Source organism: Algoriphagus algorifonticola, from assembly GCF_007655305.1.
GTDB lineage: Bacteria > Bacteroidota > Bacteroidia > Cytophagales > Cyclobacteriaceae > Algoriphagus > Algoriphagus algorifonticola.
This window is the reverse complement of the sequence record NZ_VLOG01000058.1, coordinates 42,639-57,489: the sequence shown is the minus strand read 5'-3', so window position 1 is coordinate 57,489 and position 14,851 is coordinate 42,639. Positions and strand designations below refer to the sequence as shown.

Below are 14,851 nucleotides of genomic sequence, written 5' to 3'. Positions count from 1 at the left end.
GATGGCGAAAAGAGATTTAAAATACACGAGAAATATCGGTATCGCCGCTCACATTGATGCCGGTAAAACGACCACCACAGAGCGAATCCTTTTTTACTCTGGAGTTTCCCACAAAATAGGTGAAGTACACGACGGTGCTGCTACCATGGACTGGATGGCTCAGGAGCAGGAAAGAGGTATCACTATTACTTCTGCTGCTACTACCGTTTTTTGGAACTACAGAGATCAGAAATATCAAATCAACATCATCGATACTCCGGGACACGTTGACTTTACCGTTGAGGTAAACCGTTCTCTTCGAGTATTAGATGGATTGGTTTTCCTGTTCAGTGCTGTGGACGGTGTTGAGCCACAGTCTGAGACCAACTGGCGTTTAGCTGATAATTATAAAGTAGCCCGAATCGGATTCGTTAATAAAATGGACCGTGCTGGAGCAAACTTCTTAGAGGTTTGTAAGCAAGTGAAGGAAATGCTAGGAAGCTATGCAGTTCCTTTGCAGTTGCCGATCGGTGCTGAAGATAGATTTAGAGGTGTTGTTGATTTGATTAACAACAGAGCTATTGTTTGGAACGAAGAGGATATGGGAATGACTTTCGAAGAAGTTCCTATTCCAGAAGACATGAAAGAAGAAGTTGAACAGTGGAGAGAGCATTTGCTTGAGGCTGTTGCTGACTACGATGAGTCTTTGATGGAAAAGTTCTTCGACGATCCAAACTCAATCACTGAAGAAGAAATCCTGAATGCTTTAAGACAAGCAACCATTGACATGAAAATTGTCCCTATGGTATGTGGATCTTCCTTCAAAAATAAAGGTGTTCAAACCATGTTGGACTTGGTGATGGAATTGCTTCCTTCTCCATTGGATAAAGACGATATCATTGCTCATGCTCTAGAAGATGAGGAGAAAGATGTAAGAATTTCTCCTGATGAGACTGAGCCTTTTGCAGGTCTTGCTTTCAAAATCGCTACAGATCCATTCGTAGGCCGTTTATGTTTCGTAAGAGCATATTCTGGGATTTTGAATTCCGGTTCTTATGTATTCAATAGCCGTTCTGGAAATAAAGAGCGTATCTCTAGAGTATTCCAGATGCATGCTAACAAGCAAAACCAAATCGATGCCCTAAGAGCAGGTGATATTGGTGCAGTGGTAGGTTTTAAAGATATCAAAACTGGAGATACACTTTGTGACGAAAAGCGTAAAGTTGTATTGGAGTCTATGATCTTCCCTGAGCCAGTTATCGGTTACGCAATCGAGCCTAAAACTCAGGCGGATGTTGATAAACTAGGTATGGCTATCGCCAAATTGGTAGAAGAAGATCCAACTCTTCAAGTAAACACTGACCACGAAACTGGCCAGACTATCTTGAGAGGTATGGGTGAACTTCACTTGGATATCATCATCGACCGATTGAAGCGTGAATTCAAAGTTGAAATTAACCAAGGTGCTCCTCAGGTTGCTTACAAAGAAGCTTTGTTTGGTTCAGTAGAACACAAAGAAGTTTACAAGAAGCAAACTGGTGGTAAAGGTAAATTTGCCGATATCGTATTCGAATTGGGTCCTAAAGATCCAGATGCGGAAACAGGAGAAATCAAGCCAGGATTGGATTTCGTAAACGGAATCGTGGGTGGTGTAATTCCAAAAGAATTTATTCCATCTATCCAGAAAGGATTTGCTGAAGCTATGAAGAATGGTCCTTTGGCAGGTTATCCTATCGAGTCTATGAAAGTTAGATTGTTCCACGGTTCTTTCCACGACGTCGATTCAGATGCACTTTCTTTTGAATTGGCTGCTAGAATCGGATTCAAAGAAGCTGCTAAAAAATGTAAGCCTCAGTTACTAGAGCCAATCATGTCAGTAGACGTGGTTACTCCAGATGAATACACTGGTCCTATCACCGGTGACTTGAACAGAAGAAGAGGTTTGATGAAAGGAATGGATACCAAAGGTACTTCTTCCGTAATCAAAGCATCTGTTCCTTTATCTGAACTGTTTGGTTACATCACCGATTTGAGAACCATCTCTTCCGGTAGAGCTACTGCTTCGTTGACATTCTCTCACTATGAGCCAGTGCCAAACAACATAGCGGAGACTGTAATTGCTAACGTAAAAGGTCAGAAAGCCTAATCAATATTTGCGATGAATCAGAAAATTAGAATAAAACTAAAATCATACGATCACAGCCTGGTGGACAAGTCATCAGAGAAGATCGTGAAAGCTGTAAAAGCTACTGGTGCTGTAGTAGTGGGACCTATCCCATTGCCAACCAAGAAAGAAAAGTTTACTGTGTTGAAATCCCCACACGTAAACAAGAAAGCAAGAGACCAGTATCAGCTTTGTACTTATAAGCGATTGGTAGATATCTACTCTAACTCTTCTAAAACTGTGGATGCTTTGATGAAAATCGAACTTCCGAGTGGAGTGGATGTAGAGATCAAGGTTTGATAAAACCTGAAAACTTAAACTCATCAGACCTGCATTTCGATGCAGGTCTTTTGTTTTTTTAAAAATCAACAATGATTCATTGGCCTTTGGGCTGCTCAAAGGGCGAATTCCAAATGAAATATTTTCTAAATGTTTGAAAATATAGGAGTTGGGGTTTGTTGCAGAATTTTATTTCAGTAACTTTGCAGTCCTTAAAAAGGGCCCAAGCGTATAAATGCTTGTGGATTATCAAATTATCTTATAAAAGATGTCTGGTATAATTGGAAAAAAAGTAGGAATGACTAGCATTTTTAGTGCCGATGGACGTAATGTCGCATGCACGCTAATAGAAGCTGGTCCTTGCGTAGTGACGCAAGTAAAAAACGTTGAAACAGACGGGTACAACGCAGTGCAGTTGGCCTACGGTGAGCGTAAGGAGAAAAACACTCCTAAGCCATTGATAGGTCACTTTAAAAAGGCAGGTACAACGCCGAAGCACAAAGTTGTTGAGTTCCGTGATTTCCGGGTCGAGTTTGAAGGCCAGGTAAATCTAGGGGCTACTGTGAAGGCCGGAGAGGTATTCGTAGAAGGTGACTTCATCGATGCTATCGGTACTTCTAAAGGTAAAGGCTTCCAGGGTGTAGTGAAGCGTCATGGTTTTGGTGGTGTGGGTGGACAAACTCACGGTCAGCACAACAGACAGAGACACCCAGGTTCCATTGGTGCTTGTTCTTGGCCATCCCGAGTATTCAAGGGTATGAGAATGGCTGGAAGAACCGGTGGTGACAGAGTGAAAGTATTGAACCTCAGAGTATTGAAAATTTACGCTGAGCAAAATCTCCTTCTGGTGTCCGGTTCAGTACCAGGTCCAAAAAATTCTTATGTAATTCTAGAGAAGTAAGCCATGGAATTAGCAGTAATTAATCAAAAAGGAGAAGACACCGGAAGAAAGGTGCAATTGTCTGACGAGATTTTCGCAATCGAGCCAAATGACAACGCGATCTATCTGGATGTAAAACAGTACCTGGCTAATCAGAGACAGGGAACTCATAAGTCTAAAGAAAGAAATGAAGTAGCAGGATCTACCAAAAAGATCAAAAAGCAAAAAGGTACCGGTGGTGCTAGAGCTGGATCTTTGAAATCCCCGCTTTTCAGAGGTGGAGGTAGAGTTTTTGGTCCTAAGCCAAGAGACTACTCTTTCAAATTGAATAAGAAAGTAAAACAACTAGCCAGAAAATCTGCTCTTTCCTACAAAGTGAAAGACAACAGCCTTTCAGTTTTGGAAAACATCTCTTTTGATGCTCCAAAAACTAAAAACTATCTGGCTTTGCTTAATGGATTGGCGCTATCCGATAAGAAGACGCTTTTGGTTCTCCCTGAAGATAACAAGAACGTTTACCTATCCAGCAGAAACCTTCCTAAGGCGAAAGTTGTGACTGTGAATGATGTAAATACTTACCAGCTTCTGAATGCTGATCACCTGGTGATCTGCGAAGACTCTGTAAGTAAATTGGAAACCATTTTATCGAAATAAGACAATGGATATTCTAAAGCAGCCTTTGATTACAGAAAAGATTTCTGCCATGAACGAAAAAGGCGTTTATGGATTCATTGTGGAAAAAACCGCAAAGAAACCAGAAATCAAGAATGCTGTAGAAAAAGCATACGGTGTGAAAGTGGTATCAGTAAGAACCATGAGATATGCTGCGAAGCATAAGACAAGATACACCAAGACAAGAATCGTATCAGGCTTCACCAACGCTTTCAAAAAAGCAATCGTGCAAGTAGCTGATGGAGAGGTAATTGATTTTTACGGAGAAATTTAATTGAATCAATATCATGGCAATTAAAAAATTGAAGCCTGTAACTCCAGGAACAAGATTTAGAGTAGCTCCAGCGTTTGACGAGATTACCAAGTCAACGCCGGAAAAATCTCTTCTTGCTCCTATCAAGAAGTCAGGCGGTAGAAATAATGAAGGCAAAATGACTGCCCGCTATATGGGTGGTGGTCATAAAAGAAGACTCAGAGTAGTTGACTTTAAAAGAAACAAGTTTGGTGTACCTGCTACCGTAAAGGCAATCGAGTACGATCCAAACAGAACAGCTCGTCTAGCCCTACTTTATTATGCTGACGGTGCTAAAGCCTACATTATCGCCCCGGAAGGTTTGCAAGTGGGACAAACAGTGATTTCCGGTGAGCAAGTTGCTCCTGAAGTGGGTAACGCAATGCACTTGATGAATATCCCAATGGGTACTATTGTACACTGCGTGGAATTGAAACCAGGTAAAGGTGCTGCAATGGTAAGAAGTGCTGGTGGTTATGCACAGATTGTTGCCCGTGAGGGTAAATATGTGACCATCAAGCTTCCATCCGGAGAGATGAGACTCGTTTTGGGTGTTTGTATGGCTACTGTAGGTACAGTTTCCAACGGAGACCACATGAACGTAGTATTGGGTAAAGCCGGTCGTAAAAGATGGTTAGGAGTAAGACCTCGAGTAAGAGGTGTAGCTATGAACCCAGTAGATCACCCAATGGGTGGTGGTGAAGGTAGATCTTCCGGAGGACATCCAAGATCCCGTAAGGGCTTGTTGTCTAAAGGTAAGAAAACCAGATCACCTAAGAAGTATTCAAACAAGTTCATCGTTAGCAAAAGATCTAAATAATTATGGCACGTTCATTAAAAAAAGGTCCTTATATCGAGCATCATCTAGTGAAAAAAGTGGATGCTATGAACGAGTCCGGAAAGAAATCCGTCATCAAGACTTGGTCAAGAAGATCCATGATTTCTCCAGATTTCGTAGGACATACCTTCGCTGTTCATAACGGAAATAAATTCATCCCGGTATTTGTAACAGACAATATGGTAGGTCACAAGCTAGGTGAATTTGCTCCTACCAGAAATTTCAGAGGCCACATTGCCAAAAAAGATAAAGGAAAGAGATAATCATGGAAGCAATAGCAAGATTAAATAATGTTCCTACTTCCCCACGCAAAATGCGTTTGGTGGCTGACTTGGTCAGAGGCAAAAGAGTGGGATTGGCGCTCAGCATTTTGAAGTTTACTCCAAATCATGGAGCCATTAAATTGGAAAAACTTCTTCTTTCTGCAGTGGCAAACTGGCAGGCAAAAAATCCTGATGCAAAGCTTGAAGAAGCTGATCTATATGTGAAAAGCATCATGGTGGATGAAGGTAGATCTCTTAAGAGATTGAGACCTGCTCCTCAGGGTCGTGGTCACAGAATCCGCAAAAGATCCAATCATGTAACCCTAGTAATTGATGCTTTCAATGCTGAGGATGTTACCGCTGATGTAGTAGAAACAAACGAAAAGGCAAATTAAGAACAGACTATGGGACAAAAGATTAACCCAATAGGATTTAGACTTGGTGTAGTCAAAGGCTGGGATTCCAACTGGTATGGTGGGAAAGACTTTGCCGAAAAACTATACGAAGATCAGCAAATCCGTAAGTACGTCCTTGCCAGAATTCCTAAGGGTGGGATTGCTAAGGTGATCATTGAGCGTACGCTTAAGAGAATCACACTTACCATTCATACCGCTCGACCAGGTGTAGTTATTGGTAAAGGTGGAGCCGAAGTAGATAAGCTAAAAGAAGAGCTTAAAAAGATCACCAACAAAGACATTCAAATCAACATCTTTGAAATTAAGAGACCTGAATTGGATGCCAAGTTAGTAGGTGAGTCTATCGCTCAGCAGCTTCAGGCTAGAATTTCCTTCAGAAGAGCAATGAAACAAGCCATTGCAGCATCCATGAGAGTGGGAGCAGAAGGAATCAAAGTAAAACTTTCTGGTCGTTTAGGTGGTGCCGAAATGGCCCGTTCTGAAATGTACAAAGAGGGTCGTATTCCTCTACACACATTGAGAGCCGACATCGATTACGCTATTTCCGAAGCATTGACTGTTTACGGTATTATCGGTATCAAAGTATGGATCTTCAAAGGTGAAGTGTACGGTAAAAGAGACTTGTCTCCTAATCAAGGTGCAGCTAATGAGCCAAAAGGCCCAAGAAATGCTGGTCCTAAGAGAGACGGAGGTCCTAGACGCAGAAAAAGAAATAACTAATTTTCACCGATAAGTGAGAAATCATGTTACAGCCGAAAAGAACTAAATATAGAAAAATGCAAAAGGGCCGTGTCAAAGGCATTGCACAAAGAGGGCATACGCTCGCTTTTGGCAACTTTGGCATCAAGTCCCTGGAAGCAGGATGGATCACCTCTCGTCAGATCGAGGCAGCTCGTATCGCAATGACAAGAGCAATGAAAAGAGAAGGTCAGGTTTGGATCAGAATTTTCCCTGACAAACCTATCACTAAGAAGCCTGCTGAAGTACGTATGGGTAAAGGTAAAGGTGCCCCTGAATATTGGGTAGCAGTTATCAAGCCTGGAACCATCCTCTTCGAAGCTACTGGTGTACCTTTGGAAACTGCTAAAGAAGCCTTGAGATTGGCTCAGCAAAAACTTCCTGTAAGCACCAAATTTGTTGTTCGTAGAGACTACGCAGAATAATTAGGAACTATGAAAAATACAGAGATCCAATCACTTTCCGCAAGTGAAATCGCTGAGAAAATCAGCGCCGAGAAAACGAATCTGAGCAAACTTCAATTTGCTCACTCAATTTCTCCCATCGAGAATCCTAACAGAATACGCGAAACCAAGCGTCTAATCGCAAGATTGAAGACTGCATTGGCTGGCAAATAATAGCTAACAGAAAATAAAATGGCTACGATCGAAAGAAATCTTCGAAAAGAAAGAATTGGTAAAGTCGTAAGCAACAAGATGGATAAGTCCATTACTGTAGCCGTGGAAAGAAGAGTTAAACACGGTATGTACGGTAAGTTCGTTGCAAAGACTACCAAATTTATGGCTCATGACGAGAAAAACGAGTGTAACCTAGGTGACATCGTGAAAATAAGTGAAACTCGTCCGCTGAGTAAGAACAAGCGTTGGAGATTAGTTGAAATTATTGAAAGGGCTAAGTAATCATGATACAGCAAGAATCCAGACTAAGTGTGGCGGACAACTCCGGTGCCAAAGAGGTATTGGTCATCCGCGTATTGGGAGGAACTAAAAAACGATATGCTTCTATCGGTGATAAAGTAGTCGTGACTGTAAAGTCTGCCCTTTCCTCCAGCAACATGAAAAAAGGTACCGTTTCAAGAGCGGTTATCGTACGTACCAAGAAAGAAATAAGACGTAAAGACGGTTCTTATATTCGTTTCGAGGACAACGCTGCTGTATTGTTGAACAACAACGATGAACCTAGAGGTACTCGTATTTTCGGCCCTGTGGCTAGAGAATTGAGAGAGAAGCAGTTTATGAAAATCGTTTCTTTGGCCCCTGAAGTATTGTAATCATGGAAAGAAAATTCAACAAGCAGTCTAAACTGCACATCAAAACCGGAGACACTGTGAAAGTGATCGCAGGTGATGACAAAGGTAAAACAGGGAAAGTTCTTTCTGTTGATACTGCTAAAAGCAGAGCTTATGTAGAAGGTATCAATATCGTGACTAAACACGTGAAGCCTACTGCTGCTAAGCCTCAAGGTGGTATCGAGAAGAAAGAAGCTTCTGTACATATCAGTAACCTGATGCTTGTAGATCCGAAGACTGGCGAAGCTACCAGAACTGGACGCAAGGCAGGCGAAAATGGTAAATTAGTAAGATACTCTAAGAAAACAGGGGAGGTGATCAATGGCTAATCCTAGAATGAAGCAAAAGTATGTGAACGATATCGTTCCTGCTTTGAAAGAAAAATTCCAGTATTCATCTGTAATGCAGGTTCCTAAATTGAGCAAAATTGTGCTTAACAAAGGTATCGGTGCTGCAGTAGCTGATAAGAAATTGGTTGACCAAGGCGTGGAAGAACTTTCTTTGATCACAGGTCAGAGAGCAGTATCTACCAAAGCTAAAACTTCTGTTTCTAACTTTAAGCTAAGAGAAGGCATGCCTATCGGTGCTAAAGTTACTTTGAGAGGAGAGAAAATGTATGAATTCCTTGATAGATTGATGACCGTGGCACTTCCACGTGTTCGTGACTTCAAAGGAATTTCTGACAAAGGATTTGATGGTAGAGGTAACTACACCTTAGGTGTAACCGAACAAATCATCTTCCCAGAAATCTCTATCGAAAAAGTAAATAGAATTTCCGGTATGGATATCACATTTGTGACTACCGCAAATACTGACGAAGAAAGCTTAGCATTATTGAAGGCTTTCGGTATGCCGTTCGTTAATAAAAATAAAGAAGAATAATCATGGCAAGAGAGTCAATCAAAGCTCGTGAGAGAAAAAGAGAACGTCTGGTAGCCAAGTATGCCAAGAAGAGAGCTGAGCTGAAAGCAGCTGGCGATTATGAGGCACTTGATAAATTGCCAAAGAACGCTTCTCCGGTTAGACTACACAACAGATGTAAGTTGACCGGTCGTCCAAAAGGCTACATGAGAAAGTTTGGTATCAACAGGGTAACCTTCCGTGAAATGGCCTCAGCAGGCAAGATCCCGGGAGTGACTAAGTCCAGCTGGTAAAATAACGACAGTAGTTTTTATTTAAAAAATCAATTCGTAACTTTGCACGCCCAAAACGGGTGGAGCTAGACTATATAATACCATGACTGATCCAATAGCCGATTATCTGACTAGATTGAGAAATGCCATTAAGGCTTCTCACAGAATCGTTGAGATACCTGCTTCTAATATCAAGAAGGAGATCACTAAAGTATTGCATGACAAAGGGTATATCCAAAACTATAAGTTTGAGGATAACGGACCTCAAGGCACAATCAAAATTGCCTTGAAATACAATCCAACTACCAAGAAAAATGCAATCGTGAGCCTGAAGAGAGTTAGTACGCCAGGTTTAAGAAAGTATGTAAAACATGACGAGCTACCAAGAGTCATCAATGGACTTGGTATTGCAGTTATTTCGACCTCTAAAGGGGTAATGACAGACAAAGAAGCCCGCACCGAAGGTATCGGGGGCGAAGTACTTTGCTACGTATATTAATTTACTATCATGTCAAGAATAGGTAAAAAACCAATAAATCTACCCAGCGGTGTTACTGTAGACGTGGCTACAAAAGGTGTAGTTACTGTTAAAGGTCCAAAGGGTACACTGACTCAGGATGTGAATCCTGATATTCAGGTGACAGTGGAAAACAACCAAGTTGTTGTTTCCAGACCTACTGACTCTAAAAGACATAAGTCTATGCACGGTCTTTACAGATCTTTGATCAACAATATGGTGATCGGAGTTTCTGAAGGATTCAAGAAAGACTTGGAACTTGTAGGTGTAGGTTATAAGGCAACCAACCAAGGTCAAGTATTAGAATTGAACTTGGGATATTCTCACAACATCTTCTTTGCACTTCCTGAAAGTGTATCTGTGAAGACTGAGACTCCGAAAGGTAAAAATCCAATCATCTCTTTGGAAGCAATTGACAAAGAACTGATCGGACAAGTAGCGGCAAAAATTAGATCTCTTCGTAAGATCGAGCCTTACAAAGGCAAAGGTGTGCGCTTCGTTGGTGAACAAATTAGACGTAAGGCTGGTAAAACTGCCGGTAAAAAATAATAGGTTATGGCATTTAATAAGAATTCCAGAAGACTTAGAATCAAGCAGGGTATCCGCAGAAAGATCTCTGGTACCGATTCCAGACCACGTTTATCAGTATTCAAAAGTAATACTGGTATCTACGCGCAATTGGTGGATGACCTTCAGGGTCGTACTTTGGCTCAGGCTTCCTCTAAGGAGTTGGGCGCTAAAGAAAACACCAATGTATCAATCGCTTCGGAGGTTGGTAAAAAACTCGCTGAGAGAGCCGTTGCTAATGGTGTTAGCGAAGTAGTATTTGACAGAAATGGCTACTTGTATCACGGAAAAGTGAAAGCTTTGGCAGATGGTGCCAGAGAGGGAGGCCTTAAATTTTAATTATTATGTCTCAACTGAAAAAGAAGCCCATTAGGGCCACAGATACAGATTTAAAAGAAAAAGTAGTAGCGATCAACCGAGTAGCCAAAGTGGTAAAAGGTGGTAGAAGATTCTCTTTTTCTGCAATCGTAGTAGTCGGAGATGGCAATGGTGTTGTAGGTTATGGTTTGGGTAAAGCCAACGAAGTAACTGATGCAATCACTAAAGGCATCGAGGACGCAAAGAAAAACTTGGTAAAAGTACCGGTTTTGAAGGGTACTATTCCGCATGAGCAGATTGGTAAGTTTGGTGGAGGTTTTGTCCTTATCAAACCAGCTGCTGCAGGTACTGGTGTAATCGCCGGTGGTGCGATGCGTGCCGTATTGGAATCTGCAGGTGTAACTGACGTATTGGCTAAGTCCAAAGGTTCTTCCAACCCACACAACGTGGTGAAAGCAACCATCGATGCGTTGATGCAACTGAGAGATGCTATCTCTGTGTCACAACAGAGAGGTGTGAAAATGTCTAAAGTTTTTAATGGATAATCATCATGGCTAAGATCAAAATCACACAAACGAAATCTGTTATTGACAGACCAAAAGATCAAAAAGCTACCATTACTGCTTTAGGTCTAGGCAAAATCAACAAATCTGTTGAAGTAGAAAATACTCCACAGATTGCCGGTATGGTCAAGAAAGTTAATCACCTTGTAAAAGTGGAGGAAGCTTAATTATGAAACTGCATACATTACAACCAGCCGAAGGATCAACCAAAAATCGTAAGAGAATTGGTAGAGGTACTGGATCCGGTAGAGGGGGAACTTCTACAAGAGGTCATAAAGGTGCAAAATCAAGATCCGGTTATAAGACTAAATTAGGCTTTGAAGGCGGTCAAATGCCACTTCAAAGAAGAGTTCCTAAATTTGGTTTCAAAAGCTTGAACAGAGTTGAGTTCAAACCGGTAAATTTGGATACCTTGCAAAGCCTTGCAACGACCTACAATCTTGAATCAATCGATATGGATACAATGGTGTCTCACGGCATCGCTTCCAAAAACGACAAAATCAAGATTTTGGGCGGAGGTGAATTGAGTTCCAAAGTATCAGTAACTGCTCATAGCTTCTCTTCCAGCGCTGTAGCTGCCATTGAAAAAGCGGGTGGTTCAGTAAACAAGATTTAATTAAATGAAAAAGTTTATTTCGACAGTTAAGAACATTTTCTCTATCGAAGACCTACGAGTGAGAATCTTGAATACGATCGGTTTTCTGATCATTTTCAGATTGGGTTCTTTTATCGTACTTCCTGGAGTTGATCCTTCCAAATTAGGAGGACCTCAAGAAGGGATATTTGGTCTGATAGATACATTCCTGGGTGGTGCGTTTAGTAATGCCTCCATCTTTGGACTGGGTATTATGCCTTACATTTCTGCTTCCATCGTGTTGCAGCTGTTGACTGTCGGAGTACCCTACTTTCAAAAAATGCAAAAAGAGGGTGAATCTGGAAGAAAAAGAATCAATCAGATCACTCGAGTTCTCACCATACTGATTACAATCGCCCAAGGTATAGGCTACGTTACAGCCACTATATTGCCTACCGGCGCAGTGATGGTAAGTACTTCCCTGTTCATGTTTAGCTCTCTTGTGTTACTTTCCGCTGGAACTATGTTCTGTATGTGGTTAGGTGAAAAAATCACAGAGAAAGGTATCGGAAACGGTATCTCAATGTTGATCATGATTGGTATTATTTCTCGATTCCCTGGAGCATTAATTGCTGAAGGTGTAGAGAAAGGATCTTCAGGTCTTTTGCTTTTATTAATTGAGGCGGGTGTTTTATTCTTCGTAGTAGTTGGGGTGATCGCCTTGACAGAAGCTACAAGAAGAATTCCGGTTCAATATGCCAAGCAAGTTGTTGGCGGCAAGGTTTATGGAGGACAGCGTCAATACATTCCAATTAAAGTGAATGCATCTGGTGTAATGCCTATCATCTTTGCTCAGTCTTTGATGTTTGTTCCAGCTTTGATTGCTCAAATCTGGGCAGGAGAAAGTGATATAGCTAACTATATCGGAACTACCTTCTCTGACTTCACTTCTTGGCAGTATAACTTGCTCTTTGCAGTATTGATCATTGTATTCACTTTCTTCTACACTGCCATCACGGTTAATCCTGAGCAGATAGCAGAAGATATGAAGAGAAATGGTGGGTTTGTACCGGGCATTAAGCCTGGAGCTCCTACCTCTGAGTTTATAGATGGAATCATTTCCAAAATCACATTGCCAGGTTCTATCCTTTTGGCAGCTGTTGCGATTCTTCCTGCTTTGGCTATAATTGCTGGAGTTGGTGGAGAGTTTGCTCAGTTCTATGGAGGTACTTCCTTGCTGATTATGGTAGGTGTTATCATGGATACACTTCGTCAGATTGAAAGTTATCTATTGATGAGACATTACGAGGGAATGATGAAGTCTGGTAATATGAAGAATAATCCTTCTAATTACCAAGTAGCTTAAGATGATTCATTACAAGACCTCAGAGGAGGTTCAAAAGATTAAAGAAAGTGCAGATATTTTGGCGAAAGCTCACGGGGAAGTAGCCAAACATATCAAGGTAGGGGAAAAGACCTCTCACCTAGATAAAATTGCTGAGGAGTTTATTCGGGATCACGGTGCAGTTCCTTCATTTAAGGGCTACAACGGTTTTCCCGCGTCACTCTGTATTTCTGTGAACGAAGTTGTTGTTCACGGTTTTCCCAGCGAATATGAATTGAAAGATGGCGATATAATCTCAGTAGATTGTGGAGTCTTTCACCAAGGTTTTCATAGCGATTCCGCTTATACTTACCCTGTCGGTGAAGTTTCCACTCCTGTTCTGAATTTACTTAGAGCCACTAAAGATTCACTTTATTTGGGAATCGAACAGGCAATTTTTGGTAACCGTATTGGGGATATTGGCAATGCCATTCAAAAATTTGTTGAAGCCAAAGGCTATACAGTTGTAAGAGAGCTTGTAGGTCATGGACTTGGTAAAAATTTGCATGAGGCACCAGAAGTACCCAATTATGGTAAAAGGGGGAGCGGTCCTCTGTTAAAAGCAGGGATGGTAATTGCGATTGAGCCCATGGTAAATCTTGGATCTAGAAATATTGTCCAAGAGGCTGATGGATGGACAATCCGGACTTCGGATAGAAAACCATCTGCACATTATGAGCATACAGTAGCGATTTTCGAAGATAGAACTGAGGTCTTAACGACCCATAAATACATAGAAGAGAATTTTAAATTCTAATATGGCAAAACAGACATCAATAGAGCAAGACGGAACAATCATCGAAGCTTTATCCAATGCAATGTTCAAAGTCGAGTTGGAAAACGGCCACCAGTTGATTGCGCATATTTCCGGCAAGATGAGGATGAATTACATTAAAATCCTACCTGGAGATCGTGTCAAATTAGAACTTTCTCCATATGATTTATCTAAAGGTAGAATAGTATATCGATATAAATAAACTGATATGAAATCGAGCAAGTCGGATTTTCCTTATTAAAGATGATCCACTGACCAGCGAGATATCATATGGCCGACAATAAAATTATACTCATATGAAAGTTAAAGCATCTATCAAAAAGAGAAGCGTTGACTGTAAGTTGATCCGAAGAAATGGGAAACTTTATGTCATCAATAAGAAGAATCCTAAGTTTAAACAAAGACAAGGTTAATCATGGCTAGAATTGCAGGTGTAGATATACCAGACAATAAGCGCGGGGAAGTAGGTCTTACCTACATCTTCGGAATCGGAAGAAGCTCCGCCAGAGCTATCCTGAGCAAAGCCGGTATCTCTTTCGACAAGAAAGCAGGTGAGTGGAATGATGACGAATCTACCGCTATCCGTAATATTATTGCCGAAGAATTCAGAACCGAAGGTGTTTTGAAATCAGAGATCCAATTGAACATCAAGCGACTAATGGATATTGGTTGTTATAGAGGTTTGAGACACAGAAAAGGACTTCCGGTGCGTGGTCAAAAGACTAAAAACAACGCCAGAACAAGGAAGGGTAAGAGAAAGACTGTTGCTAACAAGAAGAAGGCAACTAAATAAAACCTGATTTAGATTATGGCTCAGAAAAGAAACGATAAAGCAAAAGGTAAAAAAAGAGTAGTAAAGGTAGAAGCTGTAGGTCAGGCGCACATCAAAGCCTCCTTCAACAATATCATCATCTCTATTACCAATAATGCAGGACAAGTAATCTCTTGGGCTTCTGCCGGTAAAATGGGTTTCAGAGGTTCTAAGAAAAATACTCCTTACGCTGCGCAAATGGCCGCTCAAAACTGCGGTCAGGTTGCTTACGACTTAGGTTTGAGAAAAATCGAAGTATTCGTAAAAGGTCCAGGTGCTGGTCGTGAATCCGCGATCAGAACATTGCAAAATGTAGGTTTGGATGTGACTACTATCATCGATGTGACTCCAATGCCACACAATGGATGTCGTCCACCTAAGCGTAGAAGAGTTTAATTAT

Annotated in this window: 28 protein-coding genes; all 28 read left to right on the top strand. The window is 41.2% G+C overall.

Annotation, left to right across the window (positions count from 1 at the left end; genetic code table 11):
• The first annotated feature begins 1 nt into the window (after position 1).
• The 28 genes from fusA to rpsK all read left to right on the top strand — a co-directional run bounded on the left by fusA (position 2) and on the right by rpsK (position 14,847).
• Positions 2 to 2,125, top strand: coding sequence for an elongation factor G (gene fusA, locus FL972_RS15990; protein ID WP_144606842.1), 2,124 nt, complete (start codon positions 2 to 4; stop codon positions 2,123 to 2,125).
• A gap of 12 nt (positions 2,126 to 2,137) precedes the next feature.
• Positions 2,138 to 2,443 carry a 30S ribosomal protein S10 gene (gene rpsJ, locus FL972_RS15985; protein WP_024284766.1) on the top strand — a complete coding sequence of 102 codons (306 nt, stop codon included), beginning with the start codon at positions 2,138 to 2,140 and terminating at the stop codon, positions 2,441 to 2,443.
• 247 nt (positions 2,444 to 2,690) lie between these two features.
• Positions 2,691 to 3,323 (top strand): 50S ribosomal protein L3, encoded by a 633-nt coding sequence (rplC, locus tag FL972_RS15980; RefSeq protein ID WP_091652820.1) that lies wholly within the window; start codon positions 2,691 to 2,693, stop codon positions 3,321 to 3,323.
• Positions 3,324 to 3,326: 3 nt separating this feature from the next.
• Entirely contained in the window at positions 3,327 to 3,956 is a 630-nt protein-coding gene (rplD, locus tag FL972_RS15975) for a 50S ribosomal protein L4 (protein ID WP_091652823.1), read from the top strand.
• Positions 3,957 to 3,960: 4 nt separating this feature from the next.
• Positions 3,961 to 4,248 carry a 50S ribosomal protein L23 gene (gene rplW, locus FL972_RS15970; RefSeq protein WP_026956448.1) on the top strand — a complete coding sequence of 96 codons (288 nt, stop codon included), beginning with the start codon at positions 3,961 to 3,963 and terminating at the stop codon, positions 4,246 to 4,248.
• A gap of 13 nt (positions 4,249 to 4,261) precedes the next feature.
• On the top strand, positions 4,262 to 5,086 hold the full coding sequence (rplB, locus tag FL972_RS15965) for a 50S ribosomal protein L2 (protein ID WP_091652826.1): 825 nt from the start codon (positions 4,262 to 4,264) through the stop codon (positions 5,084 to 5,086).
• Between the two features lie 2 nt (positions 5,087 to 5,088).
• On the top strand, positions 5,089 to 5,367 hold the full coding sequence (gene rpsS, locus FL972_RS15960; RefSeq protein ID WP_010856292.1) for a 30S ribosomal protein S19: 279 nt from the start codon (positions 5,089 to 5,091) through the stop codon (positions 5,365 to 5,367).
• 2 nt (positions 5,368 to 5,369) lie between these two features.
• On the top strand, positions 5,370 to 5,762 hold the full coding sequence (gene rplV / locus FL972_RS15955; protein ID WP_144606840.1) for a 50S ribosomal protein L22: 393 nt from the start codon (positions 5,370 to 5,372) through the stop codon (positions 5,760 to 5,762).
• A 9-nt stretch (positions 5,763 to 5,771) separates the two neighbouring features.
• On the top strand, positions 5,772 to 6,503 hold the full coding sequence (rpsC, locus tag FL972_RS15950; RefSeq protein WP_091652832.1) for a 30S ribosomal protein S3: 732 nt from the start codon (positions 5,772 to 5,774) through the stop codon (positions 6,501 to 6,503).
• Between the two features lie 23 nt (positions 6,504 to 6,526).
• Positions 6,527 to 6,946: a 50S ribosomal protein L16 gene (gene rplP / locus FL972_RS15945; RefSeq protein WP_091652834.1), complete on the top strand. Its 420-nt coding sequence runs from the start codon at positions 6,527 to 6,529 to the stop codon at positions 6,944 to 6,946.
• Positions 6,947 to 6,955: 9 nt separating this feature from the next.
• Positions 6,956 to 7,138 (top strand): 50S ribosomal protein L29, encoded by a 183-nt coding sequence (gene rpmC / locus FL972_RS15940; RefSeq protein WP_091652837.1) that lies wholly within the window; start codon positions 6,956 to 6,958, stop codon positions 7,136 to 7,138.
• Between the two features lie 18 nt (positions 7,139 to 7,156).
• Positions 7,157 to 7,420, top strand: coding sequence for a 30S ribosomal protein S17 (rpsQ, locus tag FL972_RS15935; RefSeq protein WP_144606838.1), 264 nt, complete (start codon positions 7,157 to 7,159; stop codon positions 7,418 to 7,420).
• 2 nt (positions 7,421 to 7,422) lie between these two features.
• Positions 7,423 to 7,791 (top strand): 50S ribosomal protein L14, encoded by a 369-nt coding sequence (gene rplN / locus FL972_RS15930; RefSeq protein ID WP_144606836.1) that lies wholly within the window; start codon positions 7,423 to 7,425, stop codon positions 7,789 to 7,791.
• A 2-nt stretch (positions 7,792 to 7,793) separates the two neighbouring features.
• On the top strand, positions 7,794 to 8,138 hold the full coding sequence (gene rplX, locus FL972_RS15925) for a 50S ribosomal protein L24 (RefSeq protein ID WP_091652843.1): 345 nt from the start codon (positions 7,794 to 7,796) through the stop codon (positions 8,136 to 8,138).
• Positions 8,131 to 8,691: a 50S ribosomal protein L5 gene (rplE, locus tag FL972_RS15920; RefSeq protein WP_091652844.1), complete on the top strand. Its 561-nt coding sequence runs from the start codon at positions 8,131 to 8,133 to the stop codon at positions 8,689 to 8,691. The genes rplX and rplE overlap by 8 nt, the downstream gene beginning before the upstream one ends.
• A gap of 2 nt (positions 8,692 to 8,693) precedes the next feature.
• Positions 8,694 to 8,963: a 30S ribosomal protein S14 gene (gene rpsN / locus FL972_RS15915; protein WP_026956459.1), complete on the top strand. Its 270-nt coding sequence runs from the start codon at positions 8,694 to 8,696 to the stop codon at positions 8,961 to 8,963.
• A gap of 82 nt (positions 8,964 to 9,045) precedes the next feature.
• On the top strand, positions 9,046 to 9,441 hold the full coding sequence (rpsH, locus tag FL972_RS15910; protein ID WP_091652847.1) for a 30S ribosomal protein S8: 396 nt from the start codon (positions 9,046 to 9,048) through the stop codon (positions 9,439 to 9,441).
• Positions 9,442 to 9,450: 9 nt separating this feature from the next.
• Complete coding sequence (gene rplF / locus FL972_RS15905) at positions 9,451 to 10,008, top strand: 50S ribosomal protein L6 (RefSeq protein ID WP_091652850.1); 558 nt, start codon at positions 9,451 to 9,453, stop codon at positions 10,006 to 10,008.
• Positions 10,009 to 10,014: 6 nt separating this feature from the next.
• A complete protein-coding gene (gene rplR / locus FL972_RS15900) occupies positions 10,015 to 10,365 on the top strand; it encodes a 50S ribosomal protein L18 (protein WP_144606834.1) in 351 nt (116 codons plus the stop codon).
• A 5-nt stretch (positions 10,366 to 10,370) separates the two neighbouring features.
• On the top strand, positions 10,371 to 10,889 hold the full coding sequence (gene rpsE, locus FL972_RS15895; RefSeq protein ID WP_091652857.1) for a 30S ribosomal protein S5: 519 nt from the start codon (positions 10,371 to 10,373) through the stop codon (positions 10,887 to 10,889).
• 5 nt (positions 10,890 to 10,894) lie between these two features.
• Complete coding sequence (gene rpmD, locus FL972_RS15890; RefSeq protein WP_091652860.1) at positions 10,895 to 11,074, top strand: 50S ribosomal protein L30; 180 nt, start codon at positions 10,895 to 10,897, stop codon at positions 11,072 to 11,074.
• A 2-nt stretch (positions 11,075 to 11,076) separates the two neighbouring features.
• Positions 11,077 to 11,523, top strand: coding sequence for a 50S ribosomal protein L15 (rplO, locus tag FL972_RS15885; protein ID WP_144606831.1), 447 nt, complete (start codon positions 11,077 to 11,079; stop codon positions 11,521 to 11,523).
• Positions 11,524 to 11,527: 4 nt separating this feature from the next.
• Positions 11,528 to 12,847 (top strand): preprotein translocase subunit SecY, encoded by a 1,320-nt coding sequence (gene secY / locus FL972_RS15880; RefSeq protein ID WP_091652866.1) that lies wholly within the window; start codon positions 11,528 to 11,530, stop codon positions 12,845 to 12,847.
• A gap of 1 nt (position 12,848) precedes the next feature.
• A complete protein-coding gene (gene map / locus FL972_RS15875) occupies positions 12,849 to 13,622 on the top strand; it encodes a type I methionyl aminopeptidase (RefSeq protein WP_091652868.1) in 774 nt (257 codons plus the stop codon).
• 1 nt (position 13,623) lies between these two features.
• Positions 13,624 to 13,842: a translation initiation factor IF-1 gene (infA, locus tag FL972_RS15870; RefSeq protein ID WP_008202999.1), complete on the top strand. Its 219-nt coding sequence runs from the start codon at positions 13,624 to 13,626 to the stop codon at positions 13,840 to 13,842.
• Positions 13,843 to 13,936: 94 nt separating this feature from the next.
• Positions 13,937 to 14,053, top strand: coding sequence for a 50S ribosomal protein L36 (gene rpmJ / locus FL972_RS15865; protein ID WP_091652871.1), 117 nt, complete (start codon positions 13,937 to 13,939; stop codon positions 14,051 to 14,053).
• 2 nt (positions 14,054 to 14,055) lie between these two features.
• Entirely contained in the window at positions 14,056 to 14,433 is a 378-nt protein-coding gene (gene rpsM / locus FL972_RS15860) for a 30S ribosomal protein S13 (RefSeq protein ID WP_091652874.1), read from the top strand.
• Positions 14,434 to 14,448: 15 nt separating this feature from the next.
• Positions 14,449 to 14,847, top strand: coding sequence for a 30S ribosomal protein S11 (gene rpsK / locus FL972_RS15855; RefSeq protein ID WP_091652876.1), 399 nt, complete (start codon positions 14,449 to 14,451; stop codon positions 14,845 to 14,847).
• Positions 14,848 to 14,851 lie beyond the last annotated feature (4 nt).